The organism is Mesorhizobium sp. M7A.F.Ca.CA.001.08.2.1 (genome assembly GCF_003998455.1).
In the GTDB taxonomy this organism is placed as follows: domain Bacteria; phylum Pseudomonadota; class Alphaproteobacteria; order Rhizobiales; family Rhizobiaceae; genus Mesorhizobium; species Mesorhizobium ciceri.
Genome location: NZ_RZPW01001057.1, coordinates 1 through 1658, shown reverse-complemented (window position 1 = coordinate 1658; position 1658 = coordinate 1). Strand labels below are relative to the sequence as shown.

Annotated in this window: 1 protein-coding gene; it reads right to left on the bottom strand. The window is 66.0% G+C overall.

Going from position 1 to position 1658, the window contains the following annotated elements; all coding sequences use genetic code 11:
- Positions 1-1658 (bottom strand): bifunctional [glutamine synthetase] adenylyltransferase/[glutamine synthetase]-adenylyl-L-tyrosine phosphorylase (locus EN914_RS34680; protein ID WP_127389653.1); only part of this gene is annotated, 1658 nt, incomplete at both ends.

Below are 1658 nucleotides of genomic sequence, written 5' to 3'. Positions count from 1 at the left end.
GCGCAACCACGCCGCCGGCAATGGTGCCGTGGCGCGCCGCGAATTCGGCCGTCACCGCCTGCAACGCAGCCTCGATGGTGAGATCCGCCAGATCGGAGAAGGCGCGGCCGGCGCGCGCCGGATCGATCGAGCCGGCGAGCAGCCGGACGCCGATCAGGAATTTCTGCTCGGAAGCAAAAATGCGCAGCCGGTCGAGCACGTCCTCATAAAGCCGGTCGCCCTCGACAAAGGCGGAAAGCCGTGCCGACAGATAGGCGCGGTCCGGTAGCTCCGTCAGCAAGGCCGGGTCGAGCAGACCATCGAAGACATGCGGCCGGCGGGTGATGATCGCCGCCAGCCGGGGCGCCGCACCCATGATCGTTGCCAGGAGCTTGAGCAGGGCCGGATTGGACTGCAGCAGGGAAAACAGCTGGATGCCGGCCGGCAGGCCGGCGAGAAATTCGTCGAAGCGCATCAGCGCTTCGTCGGCCCGGCGCGTCTGGCCGAAGGAGCGCAGCAGAGCCGGCGTCAATTCCGTCAGCCGCTCGCGCGCCTCCGCCGACTGAGTGACGCGATAGCGACCGAAATGCCAGCCTCGGATGACGCGGCAGGTGTCGCTTGGCCGCTGGAAGCCGAGGCCGTGCAAGGTCTGCAGCGTATCGGGATCGTCGACATCGCCGGTGAAGACGAGATTGCCGATGCCTGTCGAAAGTTCCGGTGCTGTTTCGAACAGTGCCGCGTAGTGGCGTTCGACCTGCTGCAGCGAGGCGCGAAACGCCTGGGAAAAGGCAGGAGCATCGGCAAAGGCGAGCATGCGGGCGATGCGCTCCAAGCCTTCATCATCTTCCGGCAGCGTGTGGGTCTGCTCGTCGGCAACCATCTGCACGGCATGTTCGACGCGGCGCAGGAACCAGTACTGGCGGGCGAGCGCATCGCGCGCCTCGGTGGTGATCCAGCCGCGTGTCGCAAGCTCGCCGAGCATCGGCACGGTCTCGCGGCCACGCAGTTCAGGGAAGCGTCCGCCGGCGATAAGCTGCTGGGTCTGGACGAAGAACTCGATCTCGCGAATGCCGCCGCGGCCGAGCTTGACGTTGTGGCCCTTGACCGCGATCTCGCCATGGCCCTTGTGGGCGTGGATCTGTCGCTTGATCGAATGGACGTCGGCAATCGCCGCGTAATCCATGTATTTGCGCCAGATATAGGGCTGAAGCTCCTTGAGGAAGGCAGCGCCCGCGGCCAGATCGCCGGCTACCGGACGTGCCTTGATCATGGCGGCGCGCTCCCAGTTCTGGCCGCGCGCCTCATAGTAGCGCAGTGCCGCCTCGACCGGGATCGCCAGCGGTGTCGAGCCGGGGTCGGGGCGCAGCCTCAGATCGGTGCGGAAGACATATCCGTGCTCGGTGCGGTCCTGCAGGATGCGAACCAGGCGGCGCGTCAGCCGCGAAAACAATTCGGTGGCGTCGAGCGGGTCGACGACCGCCGGTGCTTCCGGATCGAAGAAAACCACCAGGTCGATGTCCGAGGAAAAATTCAGCTCGTGTGCCCCGAGCTTGCCCATGCCGAGCAGGATCCAACCCGACTGTTTCGACGGGTTGTCGACATCCGGCAGTTTGAGTTTGCCCTGGCCGTGCGCGTCGCGCAGCAGGAAGTCGACGGCGGCACGGGTACAGGCGTCAGCG